Source organism: Streptomyces sp. NPDC058674, assembly GCF_042716505.1.
Taxonomy (GTDB): domain Bacteria; phylum Actinomycetota; class Actinomycetes; order Streptomycetales; family Streptomycetaceae; genus Streptomyces.
Window position 1 is genome coordinate 1 of record NZ_JBHXSC010000008.1, and the last position, 15,900, is coordinate 15,900.

At 73.1% G+C, this 15,900-nt stretch carries 13 protein-coding genes; 3 read left to right on the forward strand and 10 right to left on the reverse strand.

The genetic code is table 11. The features are described from left to right. Positions 1-157 precede the first annotated feature (157 nt). Complete coding sequence (locus tag ACFWU6_RS06460) at positions 158-1,189, reverse strand: LLM class flavin-dependent oxidoreductase (protein ID WP_383809507.1); 1,032 nt, start codon at positions 1,187-1,189, stop codon at positions 158-160. Between the two features lie 230 nt (positions 1,190-1,419). On the opposite strand from ACFWU6_RS06460, the gene ACFWU6_RS06465 reads away from it, so the two are divergent. After that, complete coding sequence (locus tag ACFWU6_RS06465; RefSeq protein WP_383978895.1) at positions 1,420-1,746, forward strand: ATP/GTP-binding protein; 327 nt, start codon at positions 1,420-1,422, stop codon at positions 1,744-1,746. Between the two features lie 57 nt (positions 1,747-1,803). Here the strand turns inward: ACFWU6_RS06465 and ACFWU6_RS06470 are convergent, their stop codons facing one another. The 7 genes from ACFWU6_RS06470 to mce form a co-directional block, all read right to left on the reverse strand. Then, complete coding sequence (locus tag ACFWU6_RS06470; protein ID WP_383809502.1) at positions 1,804-2,652, reverse strand: ABC transporter permease; 849 nt, start codon at positions 2,650-2,652, stop codon at positions 1,804-1,806. Beyond that, on the reverse strand, positions 2,649-3,764 hold the full coding sequence (locus tag ACFWU6_RS06475) for an ABC transporter ATP-binding protein (protein WP_383978898.1): 1,116 nt from the start codon (positions 3,762-3,764) through the stop codon (positions 2,649-2,651). The genes ACFWU6_RS06470 and ACFWU6_RS06475 overlap by 4 nt, the downstream gene beginning before the upstream one ends. 152 nt (positions 3,765-3,916) lie before the next feature. Further along, entirely contained in the window at positions 3,917-4,696 is a 780-nt protein-coding gene (locus ACFWU6_RS06480; RefSeq protein ID WP_383809515.1) for an ABC transporter permease subunit, read from the reverse strand. A gap of 2 nt (positions 4,697-4,698) precedes the next feature. Beyond that, on the reverse strand, positions 4,699-5,727 hold the full coding sequence (locus ACFWU6_RS06485) for an ABC transporter ATP-binding protein (RefSeq protein ID WP_383809495.1): 1,029 nt from the start codon (positions 5,725-5,727) through the stop codon (positions 4,699-4,701). A gap of 101 nt (positions 5,728-5,828) precedes the next feature. Continuing rightward, a complete protein-coding gene (locus tag ACFWU6_RS06490) occupies positions 5,829-6,767 on the reverse strand; it encodes a cellulose-binding protein (protein ID WP_383809492.1) in 939 nt (312 codons plus the stop codon). Positions 6,768-6,962: 195 nt separating this feature from the next. After that, positions 6,963-11,399 carry a polarized growth protein Scy gene (gene scy, locus ACFWU6_RS06495; protein WP_383978903.1) on the reverse strand — a complete coding sequence of 1,479 codons (4,437 nt, stop codon included), beginning with the start codon at positions 11,397-11,399 and terminating at the stop codon, positions 6,963-6,965. A 181-nt stretch (positions 11,400-11,580) separates the two neighbouring features. Then, on the reverse strand, positions 11,581-12,009 hold the full coding sequence (mce, locus tag ACFWU6_RS06500; RefSeq protein WP_383809486.1) for a methylmalonyl-CoA epimerase: 429 nt from the start codon (positions 12,007-12,009) through the stop codon (positions 11,581-11,583). Positions 12,010-12,146: 137 nt separating this feature from the next. Between mce and ACFWU6_RS06505 the strand changes: the two genes are divergently transcribed. Together ACFWU6_RS06505 and meaB are read left to right on the forward strand one after the other, a co-directional pair. Beyond that, positions 12,147-13,346: an acetyl-CoA C-acetyltransferase gene (locus tag ACFWU6_RS06505; protein WP_383978905.1), complete on the forward strand. Its 1,200-nt coding sequence runs from the start codon at positions 12,147-12,149 to the stop codon at positions 13,344-13,346. Positions 13,347-13,474: 128 nt separating this feature from the next. Further along, positions 13,475-14,437 (forward strand): methylmalonyl Co-A mutase-associated GTPase MeaB, encoded by a 963-nt coding sequence (gene meaB / locus ACFWU6_RS06510; RefSeq protein ID WP_383978908.1) that lies wholly within the window; start codon positions 13,475-13,477, stop codon positions 14,435-14,437. Between the two features lie 286 nt (positions 14,438-14,723). On the opposite strand, the gene ACFWU6_RS06515 is transcribed toward meaB, so the two are convergent. After that, on the reverse strand, positions 14,724-15,281 hold the full coding sequence (locus ACFWU6_RS06515; RefSeq protein ID WP_383978911.1) for a PepSY domain-containing protein: 558 nt from the start codon (positions 15,279-15,281) through the stop codon (positions 14,724-14,726). Positions 15,282-15,401: 120 nt separating this feature from the next. Further along, positions 15,402-15,878: a MarR family winged helix-turn-helix transcriptional regulator gene (locus tag ACFWU6_RS06520; protein WP_383809512.1), complete on the reverse strand. Its 477-nt coding sequence runs from the start codon at positions 15,876-15,878 to the stop codon at positions 15,402-15,404. Positions 15,879-15,900: the final 22 nt, after the last annotated feature.

The following is a 15,900-nucleotide window of genomic DNA, read 5'->3' on the forward strand; positions in this document are numbered from 1 at the left end:
CCGCGGGGCACGCGGGGCCGGCCACCCCACCTCCCCGCGTGGTCGGGCGGCCCGAGTACGTCCAGTACTCGGGCGCCCCTCCGCCTTGCGATGCACGGCGCCGGACACCGCGGGCCTGACCGGCGCTACTTCGACGACAGGACCCAGGAGGCCGTTCTCAGCCGAGGCGGGGCAGGACTTCGGTGCCGAGGCGCCGAACGTTCTCCTCCGTCGCGGCGAGATCGCCCGACCCCTCCGTCAGGAGGGCGAAGCGGGTGATGCCGGTCCGTTCCGAGGTGGCCGCCAGCCGGTCCGCCGCCAAGGCCGGCGTGCCCACCGGGTGCAGGTCGCACAGCAGCTCCGTGTACGCCACCGGGTCCCGCATCGGGCGCGTGCGGCCGTCCACCGTCACGTGCGCGTCGAGACCCTGCCTGAACCAGCCCGGCATCGCCTTGAGCAGGGCCTCGCGGGCGTCCGCCGTGCGGTCCGCCAGCTGGCACACCCCGGCGGAGACGTGCCCCGCCCCCGCCACGTCCTGCGGGGGGTGTCCCGCCGCCAGCGCCGTGCGGCGCCACAGGCCGACCATCTCCGCCTTCTCCTCGTCCCCGCAGTGCATCCCCAGGAGCATCGGCAGCCCCCGCTCCGCGGCGGTCCGCACCGACGAGGGCGACGTGCAGGCCACGATCACCTCCGGGCCCGGCCCGTCCCCGTCCAGGGCCTCCGACGGCCGCGGTACGACGGCCACCTCGCGGAAGCCGTAGCGCTCGCCGGCCGCGCCGACCCGCGCCCGGCTCAGCCAGCTGCGCAGCAGGTCGAGCCCCTCCGGGAAGCCGTTCTCGTACGCGTCCAGACCGCCCCCGAACACCTCCAGGTCGACCCACGGCCCGCCGCGGCCCACCCCGAGGGTGAAGCGGCCCCCCGACGTGAGGTGGAGCAGCGCCGTCTGCTCCCCGAGGGCCACCGGATGCGTGCTCGGCAGCACGCTCACCGCGGTGCCCACCCGCAGCCGCCGGGTCCGGCCCAGCAGCAGGGCCGCCAGGGTCACCGCCGAGGGGCACACCCCGTACGGGACGAAGTGGTGCTCGGCGAGCCAGACCGAGTCGAGCCCGGCCTCCTCCGCCACCTCCGCCGTGCGCACCGCCCGGTGCAGTGCCTCGCCCGCTCCCTGGCCCGGGAACTGGGCCGCCAGTACAAATGCTCCTACGCGCATCGCCTTTAGCCTCCTCGCGGCTGACGCGGCCTCCCCCAGGTGGACCGGTTCTTCCTATGGCAACAACGTCCGACACGTGCCAAAGGCACGGGCTGACACGAAAGTTATTGGGATTGTCGGGCCAGTCGCCGCAGTGCCGTCCGCCGTCGTCAGCAACCCTGCGGGTACCCGTGGCCGCGGCGCGTAGTCTGGAGGAAAGTCACTGCCGACCGCCCTTCCGTGAGGTATACGTGTCACCGCGCCACAACCGCCCCAGAGGCGGCGAGACTCCGGGCGAACGCCCCGCCACCAACCTCGACCGGTACGGGCTGGAGCGCACGGAGGAGTACCAGGGCGAGGAGTGGAGGATCCGGCACGTCGCGGGCGCGAGCGCGGCGGGCAAGCGCTACCGCTGCCCCGGCTGCGACCAGGAGATCCCCTCCGGCATCCCGCACCTCGTGGCCTGGCCGGAGTACGGCGGGGTGGACGACCGGCGGCACTGGCACAAGGCCTGCTGGAACGCGAAGGACCGCCGCACCACGAAGGTGCAGCGGTCCCGGAACGCCCCCAGGTACTAGCCCGTTCCCCCCTACCGGCCCGTCCCCCGCCGGACCGGACCGTGAACGGGTCCGCCGTCACACGTCCCGGCGCCCGACCACCACGTACGAGGCGGCCACGGCGGCGCCGGTGACCACCACGATGATCAGCATGTGGGTCAGCGACGAGGGCATCGCGGAGCCGCTGCCGCTCTGCTCCATGCCGAACAGCGTCATCAGGGCCACCGGGGCGTTGTGCTCCAGGACCAGCCTCCCGGCGGGGGCGGCCGCCTCCCAGATGCCGAGCATCGCGCCCGTCACGGGCGGCAGCGTCACCACCCCGAGCATGACGGCGATCGCCCCGGCGGAGTGCCGGATCAGCGCGCCGACGGCGAGCGCGAGCACGCCGAGCAGGGTGACGTACACGCAGCCGAGCAGCGCGCCGTTCCACTCGCCCGCCGGGTGCCTCCCGGCGGCGCTCCCGCCGTGCAGGATCTGCGCGACCAGCCCGATCACGAAGACGGAGCCGCTGGTGACGACGAAGGCAGAGGTGGCGAAGACGAGGTACTTGGCGGTCAGGACCCGGTGCCGCTCCGGGGCGGCGGTGAAGGTCGTGCGGACCAGCCCGGTGGCGTGCTCGGAGGTGATCGTCAGGACGCCGAGCACCAGCACCGCGATCTGCCCGATCAGCAGGCCGAAGAGGGCCGGGGTGGTGTAGGTGATCCCGGTGTACTCCTGGTCCGTGGTCTGGAGCACGAAGAGCATGCCGATGCCGACGACGGTCAGCACGAGCGACCCGAGCGTCCACAGGGTCGAGCGGACGGAGACCATCTTGGTCCACTCCGAGGCCAGGGCGTGGCCCAGGTGGGGGCGGCGGGCGGGCAGTGCGGAGCCGTGGTCCGCCGGCAGGGGCGCGGTCGTCGCGCCGAGGGGCGTGGGGCCGGTCATCGGGTGTCCTCGGGGTCGTTCCTCGCCGCCCCGGCGAGCTCGCCGGGGCTCGCGGGCATCAGGAAGGGCCGGCCGCCCGCTCCGGGCGGCGGAGGGGCGTAGAAGGCGGCCGCGGGGGCCTGCGGGGCCTCCTCCTCGTCCTCCCACGCCGGGACGCCCGGGGGTTCGGGCTCCCACAGCTCCGCGCGCGGGTCATCGGTGGAGGTGTACTCGACGGAGGACCGGGTCATCCGCATGTACGCCTCCTCCAGCGAGGCCCGGTGCGGCGACAGCTCCCACAGCCGTACGCCCGCCCCGTGCGCCAGGTCCGAGATGCGGGACAGCTCCAGCCCGGTCACGCGCAGTGCTCCGTCGGGCTCCTGGAGCACCCGGGCGCCCGCGCGGACGAGGGCGGCACCCAGTGCGTCCCGGCCATCCGGACGGGTGTCGGCCGTGCGGACCCGAGCGAATCCGGCCGAGTTGTGCGTGATGAACTCCTGGGTGCCCATTTCGGCCAGCAGCCGGCCCCGGCCGATCACGATCAGGTGGTCGGCGGTCAGGGCCATCTCGCTCATCAGGTGCGAGGAGACGAAGACGGTACGGCCTTCGGAGGCGAGCTGCCGCATGAGGTTGCGGACCCACAGGATGCCCTCGGGGTCGAGCCCGTTGACCGGTTCGTCGAAGAGGAGCACCTGCGGGTCGCCGAGCAGGGCGGTGGCGATGCCGAGCCGCTGCCCCATGCCGAGCGAGAAGCCCTTCGTGCGCTGCCGGGCCACGTCCTGGAGGCCGACCACGGCCAGCACCTCGTCCACCCGCTTCTCGGGGATGCCGGAGAGCTGGGCGACGGAGAGCAGGTGGGTGCGGGCCCGGCGGCCGCCGTGGACCGCCTTGGCGTCGAGCAGGGCGCCGACGTGCCGCTGGGCGTTCGGCAGGTCCCGGAAGGGGTGGCCGTTGATCGTGACGTGCCCGGACGTGGGCCGGTCCAGGCCCAGGATCATGCGCATGGTGGTGGACTTCCCGGAGCCGTTGGGCCCCAGGAATCCGGTGACGTGACCCGGCTTGACCTGGAAGGACAACTGGTCGACAGCGGTCTTCGCGCCGTAGCGCTTCGTCAGTCCGACTGCCTCGATCATCTTGCTGCCCCTTACCAGGCCGGGACGAATTTCGCCCGCGTAAGGATTAAGAGGATATCGAGTCCCGTGCGGTTCCGTCCCGGGTGTGATCCCTGAGCCGCCCCTGAGGCCGGCCCGGGGATCACCCGTAGTACGTCAGGAGGAGCCGGTGCTCACGCGTCCCTCTTCTTGAGGACGAGGTAGCCGCCGAGCACCGCGGCGGCCGCCCACAGGACCATGATGCCGAAGCCGCCCCACGGTCCGTAGGGGGCGGTGCCGCTGTCCATGGCGCCCGGGACCACCTGCATGATCTTCGAGCCCGCCTGGTCCGGGAAGTACTGGGCCACCTTCCGGGTGGCCTCGACCGCCCCGAGGATGTTGGAGACCAGGAAGAAGAACGGCATCAGGATGCCGAGCGCCAGGATCGAGCTGCGCAGGATCGCGGCGACGCCCATGGAGAACAGGGCGATCACGGCCATGTAGAGGCCGGCGCCGATCACCGCGCGCAGCACGTTGTCCGCGCCGATGCCGATGGACCGGTCGCCGAGGATGGCCTGCCCCAGGAAGAAGGACAGGAAGCTGGTGGCGAGGCCCACGACCAGCGCCAGCGCGGTGGCGACCGTCAGCTTGCCGAAGAGGAAGCCCGCACGGCCGGGCACGGCGGCCAGCGAGGTGCGGATCATGCCCGAGCTGTACTCGCTGCCGACCACCAGCACGCCGAAGACGATCATCGCGAGCTGGCCGAGGCTCATCCCGGCGAAGCTGGCGAGCGTGGGGTCGAAGGTGAGCCGCTGCTCCGCGGGCATGTCGTCGAAGGAGGCCTTGAAGAACGCGCACAGGGCGGCGCTCAGGCCGACCGTGACCACCAGGGCGGCGACCAGGGTCCAGATCGTGGAGGCGACCGTGCGGATCTTGGTCCACTCGGACTTGAGGACGGCGGGGAAGGAGGCCACGGTCACTCGCCGCCCTTGCGCGTCGCGTCGAAGCCGGCGCCCCAGGCGGGGACGTCGGCGGGCCGGGCCGGGTTGTCGAGGGCCGGGCCGGCCACCGCGGGTCCGCCGGGGAGGCCGGCGCCCGGGGCGTGGGCGTGGTACTCGACGGAGTCCGCCGTCATGCGCATGAACGCTTCCTCCAGTGAAGCCCGTTGCGGGCTGAGTTCGTGCAGGACGATCTGGTGCTGGGCGGCCAGTTCGCCGAGCCGCTCCGCTTCCACACCGTCGATCTCCAGCGCGCCGGTGGCCGGGACGCTGATGGCGTTGATCCCGGCCTCGTGCAGGACGTCCTTGAGCCGCTCCTGCTGCGGTGAGCGCAGCCGGACGAAACTGCGGGAGTTCTGCTGGATGAAATCGGCCATCGACAGGTCCGCCAGCAGCCTTCCCTGCCCGATGACCACCAAATGGTCTGCGGTCAAAGCCATTTCGCTCATCAGGTGGGAGGAGACGAAGATCGTCCTCCCCTCCGCGGCCAGCCCCTTCATCAGATTGCGGATCCAGAGAATTCCCTCGGGGTCCAGACCATTGACGGGTTCGTCGAACATCAGGATTTTCGGATCACCGAGCAGGGCGGAGGCGATTCCCAGCCGCTGTCCCATGCCGAGCGAAAATCCTTTCGACTTCTTTTTTGCCACGGCCGTCAGTCCGACCAGGTCCAGCACCTCGGCGACCCGCCGCTCCGGGATGCGGTTCGACTGGGCCAGGCAGAGCAGGTTGTTGTAGGCGCTGCGTCCGCCGTTCATGGCTTTCGCGTCCAGCAGCGCTCCGATGTACTTCAGCGGTTCCGGCAGTTCCCGGTAGCGCTTGCCGTCGATCCGCACCGAACCACTGGTCGGGTTGTCGAGGTCGAGCATCATGCGCATGGTCGTGGACTTCCCCGCCCCGTTGGGGCCGAGGAAGCCGGTCACCACCCCCGGTCTGACCTGGAAGCTGAGGTGGTCCACGGCGGTCTTCGCGCCGAATCGTTTCGTAAGGCCCTCAAGCTCGATCATGCGGGCCACGCTAGAGCGCCGAAGGGCCGTACGCCACCTCGAACAGGTGACATACGGCCCTGGACGGTACGTTTCGCTCCCGGACGGGCGGAGCCGTCGTCCTAGCGGCTCTGCTGCGCGGGGACGCCGCGCGAGACCGGCTCGTCGTCGACGATCGGGGTGGCCGCCGCGACGGCCGCACCGGTCAGCGTCGCCAGCATCTCGCGGACGTTGGTCAGCTGCGCGTTGATCGAGTCGCGGCGGTTGGTGAGCGCCGCCAGCTCGCGCTCGGACTCGCTGCGGATGCGGTCCGCCTTCGCGTTGGCGTCGGCCACGATGTCCTCGGCCTGGCGCTGCGCGGTCTCCACCGTCTGGCGGGCGCGGCGCTCGGCGTCCGTGCGGAGCTTCTCGGCCTCCAGGCGCAGCTGCTCCGCGCGGTGCTCGATCTCCGCGAGGCGCTTCTCGGCCTTGGCCTGACGGCCGGCGAGGTCGCGCTCGGACTGCTCGCGGCGCTTGGCCAGATTCGTCTCGAAGTCCGCGGCGGCCTGGGCCGCCTTGGCGCGGGTCTCCTCGAAGAGGGCGTCTGCCTCCTCGCGCTTGGAGGCCGCGTCCTTCTGGGCCTCGGCGCGCAGGGTGGAGGCGTCGCCCTTGGCCTTCTCGACGATGCGGACGCCCTCGTCCTCCGCCTTCGACTTGCGGTCGGAGGCGAACGACTCGGCGTCGTTGCGCACCTGCTGGGCCGCCGACTCGGCCAGCTCACGGTGCTGCTCGGCCGCGCGGCGGGCCTCCTCGCGCAGGTCCTTCGCCTCCTCCTCGGCCAGCCGCAGGATCTTCTCGACCCGGGCGCCGAGACCGGCGTACGACGGCTCGGCGTCGTTCACCTGGGCCTGGGCGTTCTGCGTCTCGAGGTGCAGCTCCTCGATGCGCTTTTCCAGAGAGTTGATGCGTCCAAGTGCGCTGTCGCGGTCGGAGACCAGCTTGGTAATGCGGTCGTCCACCTGACCGCGGTCGTAACCACGCCGCACGAGCTCGAAGCCGAAGGGGGAGGAAGTGTCGCTCATGGGGTTCCTGTCGAATGAGACCGATGAGGTGCTACGTGAGGTGTTAAGGGGAATCCTAGGCGCCCGGACGGCGTGTCATCGAGTCAATCCGCGTTTGATCCGGACAATGACACCCCTTTTGAGTGGCAAGGCGACAGAATGCTTGTCACCCGTTCGCCTGAACATCCATCAGGAGCACACATCACGGCGCCTTGGCTAGCCCTCTGACGCCTTGCCACCCGAACGAGTAGATCCCGCTGCCGCCCCGGCCTTCACGCCCCCCGCACCCTGGCCGCCGATCGCGGGCTTCACGCCGCCCGAAGGCGCCTCGAATGATTCCAACGCCTCGAGAACGTCCTGGACACGGGAGATCTCCGCCTGAATGTCCTCGCGCCGGCGCACCAGGACCTCCAGCTCACGACGGCCCTCCTCGACGAGCCGCTCGGCCTCCGCCTTCGCCTCCGCAAGGGCCTTTTCGGCCTCCCGCGCCAACTCGGCCTTCTTCTGCTCGGCCTCCTTCAGCAGAGCCTCCGCCTTGCGCACCGCGGCGATCCGGACCTTGCTCGCCTCGCTGCTCGCGTCCGACACCAGCTCCTTGGCCTTCGACTCGGCCTCGACGCTCTGCTCGGTCGCCGCCCGCACCAGCTTGTCCACCCGCTCACCGGCCGACTTCATCTGCTCGGCCGACTCCCGGCGGGCCCGCTCGTGCAGCTCCTCGACCTCCGCCTCGACCCGGGCGCGCAGCTCCTCCGCCCGCTCCCTTATGGCCGACGCGTCCGTGCGCGCGCCGACCAGCAGCTCGTCCGCGTCCGTACGGGCCTTCTCCACCAGGGAGTTGCCCTCGACGGTCGCCTCCGAAGCGATCCGCGCCGCCTCCTTGCGGGCCGCGTCCACCATCGCGTCGGCCTGCTCCTCGGCCGCCGTGGTGGCGGCGAGGGCCTGCTTCTGCGCGTCGGAGGTGAGCTTGTCCGCTTCCCCCACGGCCTCGGTGATGAGCCGGTCGACCTGCTCCGCGGCCTCGCTGCGGCGCTTGTTGGCCTCCTCGCGGGCCTCGTCCAGCAGCCGCTCGGACTCCGCCCGGGCCCGGGCCCGGGTGCGCTCCGCCTCCGTCGCCGCGTCCGCCTTGACCCGCTCGGCCTCGGACCGGGTACGGGTCGCGTGCTCCTGCGCCGAGGACAGCGCCTGTGCCGCCTCCGTACGCAGCCGCTCCGCCTCGCTGGCCGCCTCGCCGACGGTGCGCTCGTTGTCCTTGCGGGTCCGCTCGGTGAGCTTCGCCGACTCCGACGAGGCCTCCGCGACGAGCCGGTCCGCCTGCTCGGCGGCCTCGCTCCGCAGCCGGCCCGCCTCGGCGCGCGCCTCGTCCAGCGCCTGCTCGGACTCCCGCTCCGCGGTCGCCAGGGTCTCGTTCGCCGCAGCCGTGACGCGGTCCGCCTCCGCGGCGGCCTCGCCGATGATCCGGCCGCCCTCCGTCCGGGCCTCGTCCAGGACCCGGGCCGCCTCGGCCCGCAGCCGCTCGGCCTCGTCCGCCGCCTCGCCGACCGCCAGCGCGTTGGCCGCGCGGGTCTCTTCCACGAGCCGGTCGCCCTCGGTACGGGAGTCGACCAGGATGCGCGCCGCGTCGCGCTCGGCTCCGGCCAGCGTCGCCGCCGCCTGCGCCGTGAGCTTCTCGGCCTCCGACGCCGCCTCGCGGATGAGCCGGTCCGCCTGCTCGGCGGCCTCGCTCCGCAGCCGGTTCGCCTCCGCGCGGGCCTCGTCCAGGGACCCGGCCGCCTCGGCGCGCAGCGCCTCGGCCGCGGCCTCCGCCTCGGCGACCGCGGCGGCGTTCGCCGCGCGGGTCTCCTCGGTGATCCGCTCCGCCTCCGCCGCCGCCTCGGCGGTGATCAGCGCGCCCTCGCTGCGGGAGGTCTCCAGGGCCTCCGCCGCCTCGCCGCGGATGCGGTTGGCGTCGTCCCGGGCGTCCGCCCGGGTACGGGCCGCGTCCCGCTCGGAGGCCGCCAGCGCATCCGTGGCCTCCGTACGCAACCGCTGCGCGTACTCGGCGGTGTCGCCGCGCAACTGCTCCGCCTCGGCGATGGCGTCGCCGACGGTCCGCTCCGCCAGGGCCTTCGCCGCGTCCGTCTCGGCCCGCGCCTCGGTACGGATGCGGTTGGCGTCCTCGGCCGCCCGCTCCCGCTCCTCGTAGGCGTCCTTGCGGACGCGTGCGGCCTCCTCCTCGGCCTCGGTCCTCGTCCGCTGCGCCGCGTGCTCGGCGACGCTGCGCAGTCCGGCGACCTCCTCCTCGGCCTGCTCGTGCAGACCCGCCACGGAGTCCCGTACCTGCTGGGCGGTGGCCTCCGCCGCCGCCACGACCTCCGAGGCGCGCCGCTCGGCCTCCTCCGTCAGCCAGACCGCCTCGGCCTGTGCCTCCTCGGAGCGCTTGCGCGCCTGCGCCAGCAGTTCCTCGCTCTGCTCGCGGGCCTGCGCGCGCTCGCTCTCGGCCTCGGTCCGCGCCGACGCCAGGGTCTCCTCGGACTCCCGGCGGCGCCGGGCGGCCTCCTCCTGCGCGGCGGCCAGCGCCTCGGCGGCCTCCGCGGCGACCCGCTCGGCGGCGGCCTTCGCCTCCGCGCGCAGCCGGTCCGCGGTCTCCTGCGCCTCGGAGCGCACCCGCTCCGCCTCGGCCTCGGCCTCGCCGGTCAGCCGTACGGCGATCTGCTCGGCCTCCGCCCGCACCCGCCCGGCGTCCTGCGCCGCGTCCGTGCGCAGCTGGTCGGCCTCGGCCTCCGACTGCGCCTGGAGGGTGCGGATGCGCTCCGCCGCCTCGGCGCGCAGCCGCTCGGTCTCCTCGGAGGTCTCCCGGCGGACGCCCTCCGCGGCCGTCCGGGCGTCGCGCAGCGTCTGCTCGGCCGCGGAGAGCCGGCCCTCGGCCTCCGTGTGCAGCCGTACGAGCTCCTCGTCGGCCTCCGCCCGCTTCGCGGCCAGCGCCTGCTCGGTCTCCTCGCGCCGCACGCGGGCCGCCGCGTCCGCCTCGGCCCGCACGGCCTCCGCCTGCTCCTCGGCCTCGGCGCGCAGCCGTTCGGCCTCGGCGCGGGTGCGCTCCAGGGTGTCCTCGGCCTGCTTGCGCAAGGTGGTGGCACGCTCGACCGCCTCGCCGCGGACCCGCTCGCTCTCGGTGTTGGCGCTGCCGCGCAGCTCGTCCGCGTCGGACCGTGCCTTGCCGAGGAGCTCCTCGGCGGTCCGGGCCGCCTCCTCGATCTGCTGGACCGCCTCGCGGCGGGCCTCGCCGCGGATCCGCTCGCCCTCGGCGACGGCCTCCGCGCGCAACTGCTCGGCCTCGCCGCGCAGCCGCCGCGCCTCCTCCTGGAGCTCGACGGTACGGGCCCGGTACTCCTCGGTGTCGTCCTTCGCGGCGCCCTTGAGCTCGTCGGCCGTGGTCGCCGCCTGGAGGCGCAGCCGGTCCGCCTCCGCCTCGGCCTCCCGGCGGATGCGCTCGGCCTCCTCGGACGCGGCCCGGGTGGTGGCGCGGGCGTCCTCGGACGCCTTGTTCAGCACGTCCTCCGCGGTCCGCGCGGCCTTCGCCAGCTGCGCCGCGGTGTCCTCGGCGGCGGCGGTACGGGCCTGCTCGGCGGCCTCGGCGCGCAGCCGCTCGGCCTCGCCCCGGGCGTCGGCGAGCGCCTGCTCGGCCTCCGCCTTGAGGGCCTCGGACTCCTTGGTGGCCTCGCCGACGAGGCGGGCGACCTGCTCCTTGGCGGTGCGCGTGCGCTGCTCGTTGACGGACTCCGCGGACGCGAGCTGGCGGGCCGCGCTCTCCTTGGCCTCGGCGAGGACCTTCTCGGCGGCGGCACGGGCCTCGCGCAGCGCGTGGTCGGCCTCCTGCACGCGGGACTCGGCCACCCGGCCGAGGTCCATGGTCTGCTGCCGGGTCTGCTCGGCCTCGGCGGAGGTGGTGGAGCGCAGCCGCTCCGCGTGCTCGGTGGCCTCCTGGGCCTGGGCGGACGCGGCGGCGAGCAGCCGCTCGGCCTCCTTGCGGGCGCGCAGCAGCGTGGCCTCGGCCTCGGCGCGGCCGGCCTCGGACGCCTCCGCGAGCCTGCGGCGGGTCTCCTCGGCGACGCGCGCGGCTTCGGCGCGGGCGGCGTTGAGGGACTGCTCGGCCTCGGCGCGGGACTCCTCCAGGAGCCGGCGGGCCTGGGCCTCCGTACGGGCGCGCAGCTGCTCGGCCCAGGCCACGTTCTCGTTGACGTGGGCCTCAACCGTCTGGCGGCGCTCGTTGAGCTCCTGGTCCAGCCGTTGGCGGCGGTTGACGGCCTCGGCGTGCAGTTCCGCCTGGAGGCGCGACTGGTGCTCCGCGTGCTCCTGGAGGATGCGCTGGGTCTGGGCCCGGGCGTCACGCAGCTCGCGCTCGGCGTCGGAGCGCATCTGGTCGGCCTGGATCTGGGCATTGCGGAGCAGCTGCTCCGCCTGGTAGCCCATGTCCGCACCGTCGTAGGCGGGGCGGGACGCCAGAGACCGGCGTACCTCGTGGAGCTTGGCGCGCAGCACCTCGACCTGGTATCCCAGGTCCTCGGCGTGCTGGACGGCCTTCCCGCGTTCCTTCTTCAGCCGCTCCATCTCGGCCTCGAAGAGCGAGAGATGGTCGGCCTCGGCCTGATGGCTCTCCTGGCTTTCGTAGCCCCGCACAGCGCGGTCCCATCCGTCCCCTGGTCGCAAGCTCACTCCCAATTGAGCATCGTCCGCCCGCTGAACGACGCCCCCGGGGAATGGTGTCAGAACCGGGGCAGGGCTGAGAGGCCCCGACCCCGTCTCCGCACCGAAACCCCGGCCGAGCCACCGTCACTCTACCGGCCGGGGAATCGGGACATCAGTGCTCAGGGTTGGACGTGACGAGTTCGGTGAGTACGCCGTGGCAGTCCTTGGGGTGCAGGAAGGTGATCGAGGACCCCATGGAACCGGTGCGGGGCTGGTCGTACAGGACGCGGACGCCCTTGCCGCGGATGGCCTCGGAGTCCCCCAGCACGTCTTCGGTGCCGAAGGCGATGTGGTGGACCCCCTCGCCGTTCTTGGCCAGCCATTTGCCCACCGCGGAGTCCTCGCGGGTCGGTTCCAGGAGCTGGAGGTAGGAGGCGCCGCCGTCGGACGTCTCGTTGATCTTCAACATGGCCTCGCGAACGCCCTGCTCCTCGTTGACCTCGGTGTGGAACACCTCGAAGCCGTACGTGGCACGGTAGAACTCGACGGTCTTGTCGAGGTCGAAGCAGGCGATCCCGATGTGGTCGATTCTTGTCAGCATGGGACCAGTGCACCGCCGAGGAGGGGTGTCACGCAACGTGCCAGCGATCACACCGACAGCCCGGTGACGGAGCCGGTACCGCTCAGTACATTCAGGTAAACCCTCGTTCACTCCTCATCCTCAAGGGGCTGTGCCTCATGTCCGGATCGAACAACACCACCTCAGTGATCGTCGCCGGGGCCCGCACTCCCATGGGCCGACTGCTCGGCTCGCTGAAGTCCTTCTCGGGCGCCGACCTCGGCGGCTTCGCCATCAAGTCCGCGCTGGAACGGGCCGGGATCTCCGGCGACCAGGTGCAGTACGTGATCATGGGCCAGGTCCTCCAGGCCGGCGCGGGCCAGATCCCCGCCCGCCAGGCCGCCGTCAAGGCCGGAATCCCCATGAACGTGCCGGCGCTCACCATCAACAAGGTGTGCCTGTCGGGCCTGGACGCGATCGCGCTGGCCGACCAGCTGATCCGCGCGGGGGAGTTCGACATCGTGGTCGCGGGCGGTCAGGAGTCCATGACCAACGCGCCGCACCTGCTGCCCAAGTCCCGAGAGGGCTACAAGTACGGCGCCATCGAAATGCTGGACGCCATGGCCTACGACGGCCTGACGGACGCCTTCGAGAACATCGCCATGGGCGAGTCCACGGAGAAGCACAACACCCGCCTGGGCATCGAGCGCGCCCCGCAGGACGCGTTCGCCGCCACCTCGCACCAGCGGGCCGCGGCCGCGCAGAAGAACGGCGTCTTCGAGGCCGAGATCACCCCGGTGGAGATCCCGCAGCGCAAGGGCGAGCCGCTGGTCTTCTCGCAGGACGAGGGCATCCGCCCGGAGACCACCGCGGAGTCCCTCGGCAAGCTGCGCCCGGCCTTCGCGAAGGACGGCACCATCACCGCCGGCACCTCCTCGCAGATCAGCGACGGCGCGGCCGCCGTGGTCGTGATGAGCAAGGCCAAGGCGCAGGAGCTGGGCCTGGAGTGGCTCGCCGAGATCGGCGCCCACGGCAACGTGGCCGGTCCGGACAACTCGCTCCAGTCGCAGCCGTCCAGCGCGATCCTCCACGCCCTGGGGAAGGACGGCCTGGGCGTCGAGGACCTGGACCTCATCGAGATCAACGAGGCCTTCGCGGCGGTCGCCGTGCAGTCAATGAAGGACCTCGGGGTGACGCCGGAAAAGGTGAACGTGAACGGCGGCGCCATCGCGCTGGGCCACCCCATCGGCATGTCCGGCGCCCGCGTGGTGCTGCACCTGGCGCTGGAGCTCAAGCGCCGCGGCGGCGGGGTCGGCGCGGCCGCGCTGTGCGGGGGCGGCGGGCAGGGCGACGCGCTGATCGTGCGCGTTCCCCGGTAGGACGCGGTCCGGGCGGGCGGGGCCGGACCTTACGGCCCCGCACCGCCCGCACCCGTACCCGTACGCATCCGGACCCGGACCCGGACTTGAACCCGTACCCGTAGCGAGAACCGAGGAGCGCAGCACGTATGACGGCGGTGGACGTCCCCCAGCTGGTGGCCCAGGCGCGTGAGGGCAGGCCGAGGGCGGTGGCCCGGCTGATCTCGCTCGTCGAGGGGGCGTCCCCGCAGCTGCGCGAGGTGATGGCGGCGCTGGCGCCGCTGACGGGCGGGGCGTACGTGGTGGGCCTGACGGGCTCGCCCGGCGTCGGCAAGTCCACCTCGACCTCGGCGCTGGTGACCGCGTACCGCAAGGCCGGCAAGCGGGTCGGGGTCCTCGCCGTCGACCCGTCCTCGCCCTTCTCGGGCGGGGCGCTGCTCGGGGACCGGGTGAGGATGTCGGACCACGCGGGGGACCCGGGCGTGTACATCCGGTCCATGGCCACCCGGGGGCACCTGGGCGGCCTGGCCTGGGCCGCGCCGCAGGCCATCCGGGTCCTGGACGCCGCCGGCTGCGAGGTGGTCCTGGTCGAGACGGTCGGGGTCGGGCAGTCGGAGGTGGAGATCGCCTCGCAGGCGGACACCTCGGTGGTGCTGCTGGCCCCCGGCATGGGCGACGGCATCCAGGCCGCCAAGGCGGGGATTCTGGAGATCGGCGACGTGTACGTGGTGAACAAGGCGGACCGGGACGGCGCCGACGCCACCGCCCGGGAGCTGAACCACATGCTGGGTCTCGGCGAGGCCCGCGGCCGCGACGACTGGCGGCCGCCGATCGTCAAGACGGTCGCCGCTCGCGGCCAGGGCATCGACGAGCTGGTCGAGGCGCTGGAGAAGCACCGGGCGTGGATGGGCGAGCGGGGGGTGCTGGCGGAGCGGCGCACGGCGCGGGCCGCGCGCGAGGTCGAGACGATCGCCGTGACGGCGCTCCGGGCCAAGATCGCGGACCTGCGCGGTGACGCGCGGCTGGACGCGCTGGCCGCGCGGGTGGCCGCGGGCGAGCTGGACCCCTACACGGCGGCCGACGCCCTGCTGGCGACGCTGACGGAGGCCTGAGAGCCGACCGCCCCGAGCCGCCTGATCGGGGCCGGGCCCTCTGCCCGGGGGTGCGGCCTGACGGGGGGGGCGCTGCGCGGGCAGGGCCGGGCGCGGCGGAGCCGCCGGACCGGCCGGAGCGCCGGTCAGGGCGCGCGCTGCCTGACCCGGCCCGGAGCCGGCCGATCGGGGGCCGTGCGGGGCGGGCGCGGGGGCCGCACGTCCCGGACCCGCCCCGTACGCCTTCCCGCGGACCGGCGGCGTCGAGCCGCCGGCAGTCGTTGCTGCCAGGTGTCGTCGTCTGTCGTCAGGTGTCGTCGTCGTTGTCGTCCGCGTCGGAATTCGACGCAATGACCTTCCCCGAGGCGGGGTCGACGTGGACGTTCTGGGTCTTGCCGTCGGCGGTCTTGACCTCGACGTCCCAGTACCTCTTGCCGTTGTCGTCGTCGTCATCCCAGTTCACCGACCAGACCTGGCCGGCATGGGCGGCGAGGGCCGCCTTCGCCGCCTCGGCCGCGGTGACCTTCGCGGCGAGCAGCGGGGCGCGGTCGTCGCCGTCGTCGTCGTCCTGGTTCTCCTTGGAGACGGCGCCGCCGGCGGAGTCCACCTCCAGCTCGGCGTGCTTGCCGTCTTTGGAGATCACGTCCACGTGCCAGACGGACCCGTCGCGGTCGACGGACTCGACGACACCCGGGTGCGCCTTCAGGGCGGCCGCGATGGCCGCCTCGGCGGTCACGTCGACGCGGGCGGCCGCCGCGGGGGCGGTTCTCGCCGTGTCGGCGGTTGCCGCTGCCGCGGCCGCCACCGGACCTCCGAGCATCAGGACCACGGACGCGGCGCTCACGGCGTACAGGTTGCGCTTCATGGGCTGGACCTCCTCAGGCCGGCCGCGGCGCCTGAGGGTGCCCGGGGCCACGGCCGGCGGCGGGCGTACCGACCATTGTCGGGCCGTGCGCCCGGGGCGGCGCGGCGAGCCCGCCGGGGCTCAGCCCTTGCCGCGGTTCTCGCGCAGGTGCTCCGCGACCGGGCGCAGGGACGCGCGCAGCGCCGCCAGGGCCTCCGGCGGCAGCAGGTCGATGAAGTGCCGACGGACGGACGCCACGTGGTGCGGGGCGACCTTGCGCATGGTCTCCATGCCCTCGTCCGTGAGCACCGCGAACAGGCCGCGGCGGTCGGACTCGCAGTTCACCCGGCGGACCAGGCCGGCCGCCTCCATGCGCGTGATCTGGTGCGAGAGGCGGCTCTTGGACTGCAGCGTCGCGGTGGCGAGGTCGCTCATCCGCATCCGGTGCTCCTCGGACTCCGAGAGGTTCACGAGGATCTCGTAGTCGTTGTTGGTGAGTCCGAAGGGATGGAGATCCTTCTCCAACTGGTGCATCAGCAGCCGGCTGACGTCCAGGTGGGTGCGCCAGGCGCACTGCTCGGCGGCGGTCAGCCAGGGCGTGGCCGTCTCTGTCTCCATGGTCTCCATGAATGAACTCTAC

Coding starts and splice junctions, on each gene's coding strand:
- ACFWU6_RS06460 (WP_383809507.1), bottom strand. CDS start 1,189: ATGCGCGTAGGAGCATTTGTACTGGCGGCCCAGTTCCCGGGCCAGGGA.
- ACFWU6_RS06485 (WP_383809495.1), bottom strand. CDS start 5,727: ATGATCGAGCTTGAGGGCCTTACGAAACGATTCGGCGCGAAGACCGCC.
- mce (WP_383809486.1), bottom strand. CDS start 12,009: ATGCTGACAAGAATCGACCACATCGGGATCGCCTGCTTCGACCTCGAC.
- meaB (WP_383978908.1), top strand. CDS start 13,475: ATGACGGCGGTGGACGTCCCCCAGCTGGTGGCCCAGGCGCGTGAGGGC.
- ACFWU6_RS06520 (WP_383809512.1), bottom strand. CDS start 15,878: ATGGAGACAGAGACGGCCACGCCCTGGCTGACCGCCGCCGAGCAGTGC.
- ACFWU6_RS06490 (WP_383809492.1), bottom strand. CDS start 6,767: ATGAGCGACACTTCCTCCCCCTTCGGCTTCGAGCTCGTGCGGCGTGGT.
- ACFWU6_RS06475 (WP_383978898.1), bottom strand. CDS start 3,764: ATGATCGAGGCAGTCGGACTGACGAAGCGCTACGGCGCGAAGACCGCT.
- ACFWU6_RS06505 (WP_383978905.1), top strand. CDS start 12,147: ATGTCCGGATCGAACAACACCACCTCAGTGATCGTCGCCGGGGCCCGC.
- ACFWU6_RS06470 (WP_383809502.1), bottom strand. CDS start 2,652: ATGACCGGCCCCACGCCCCTCGGCGCGACGACCGCGCCCCTGCCGGCG.
- ACFWU6_RS06515 (WP_383978911.1), bottom strand. CDS start 15,281: ATGAAGCGCAACCTGTACGCCGTGAGCGCCGCGTCCGTGGTCCTGATG.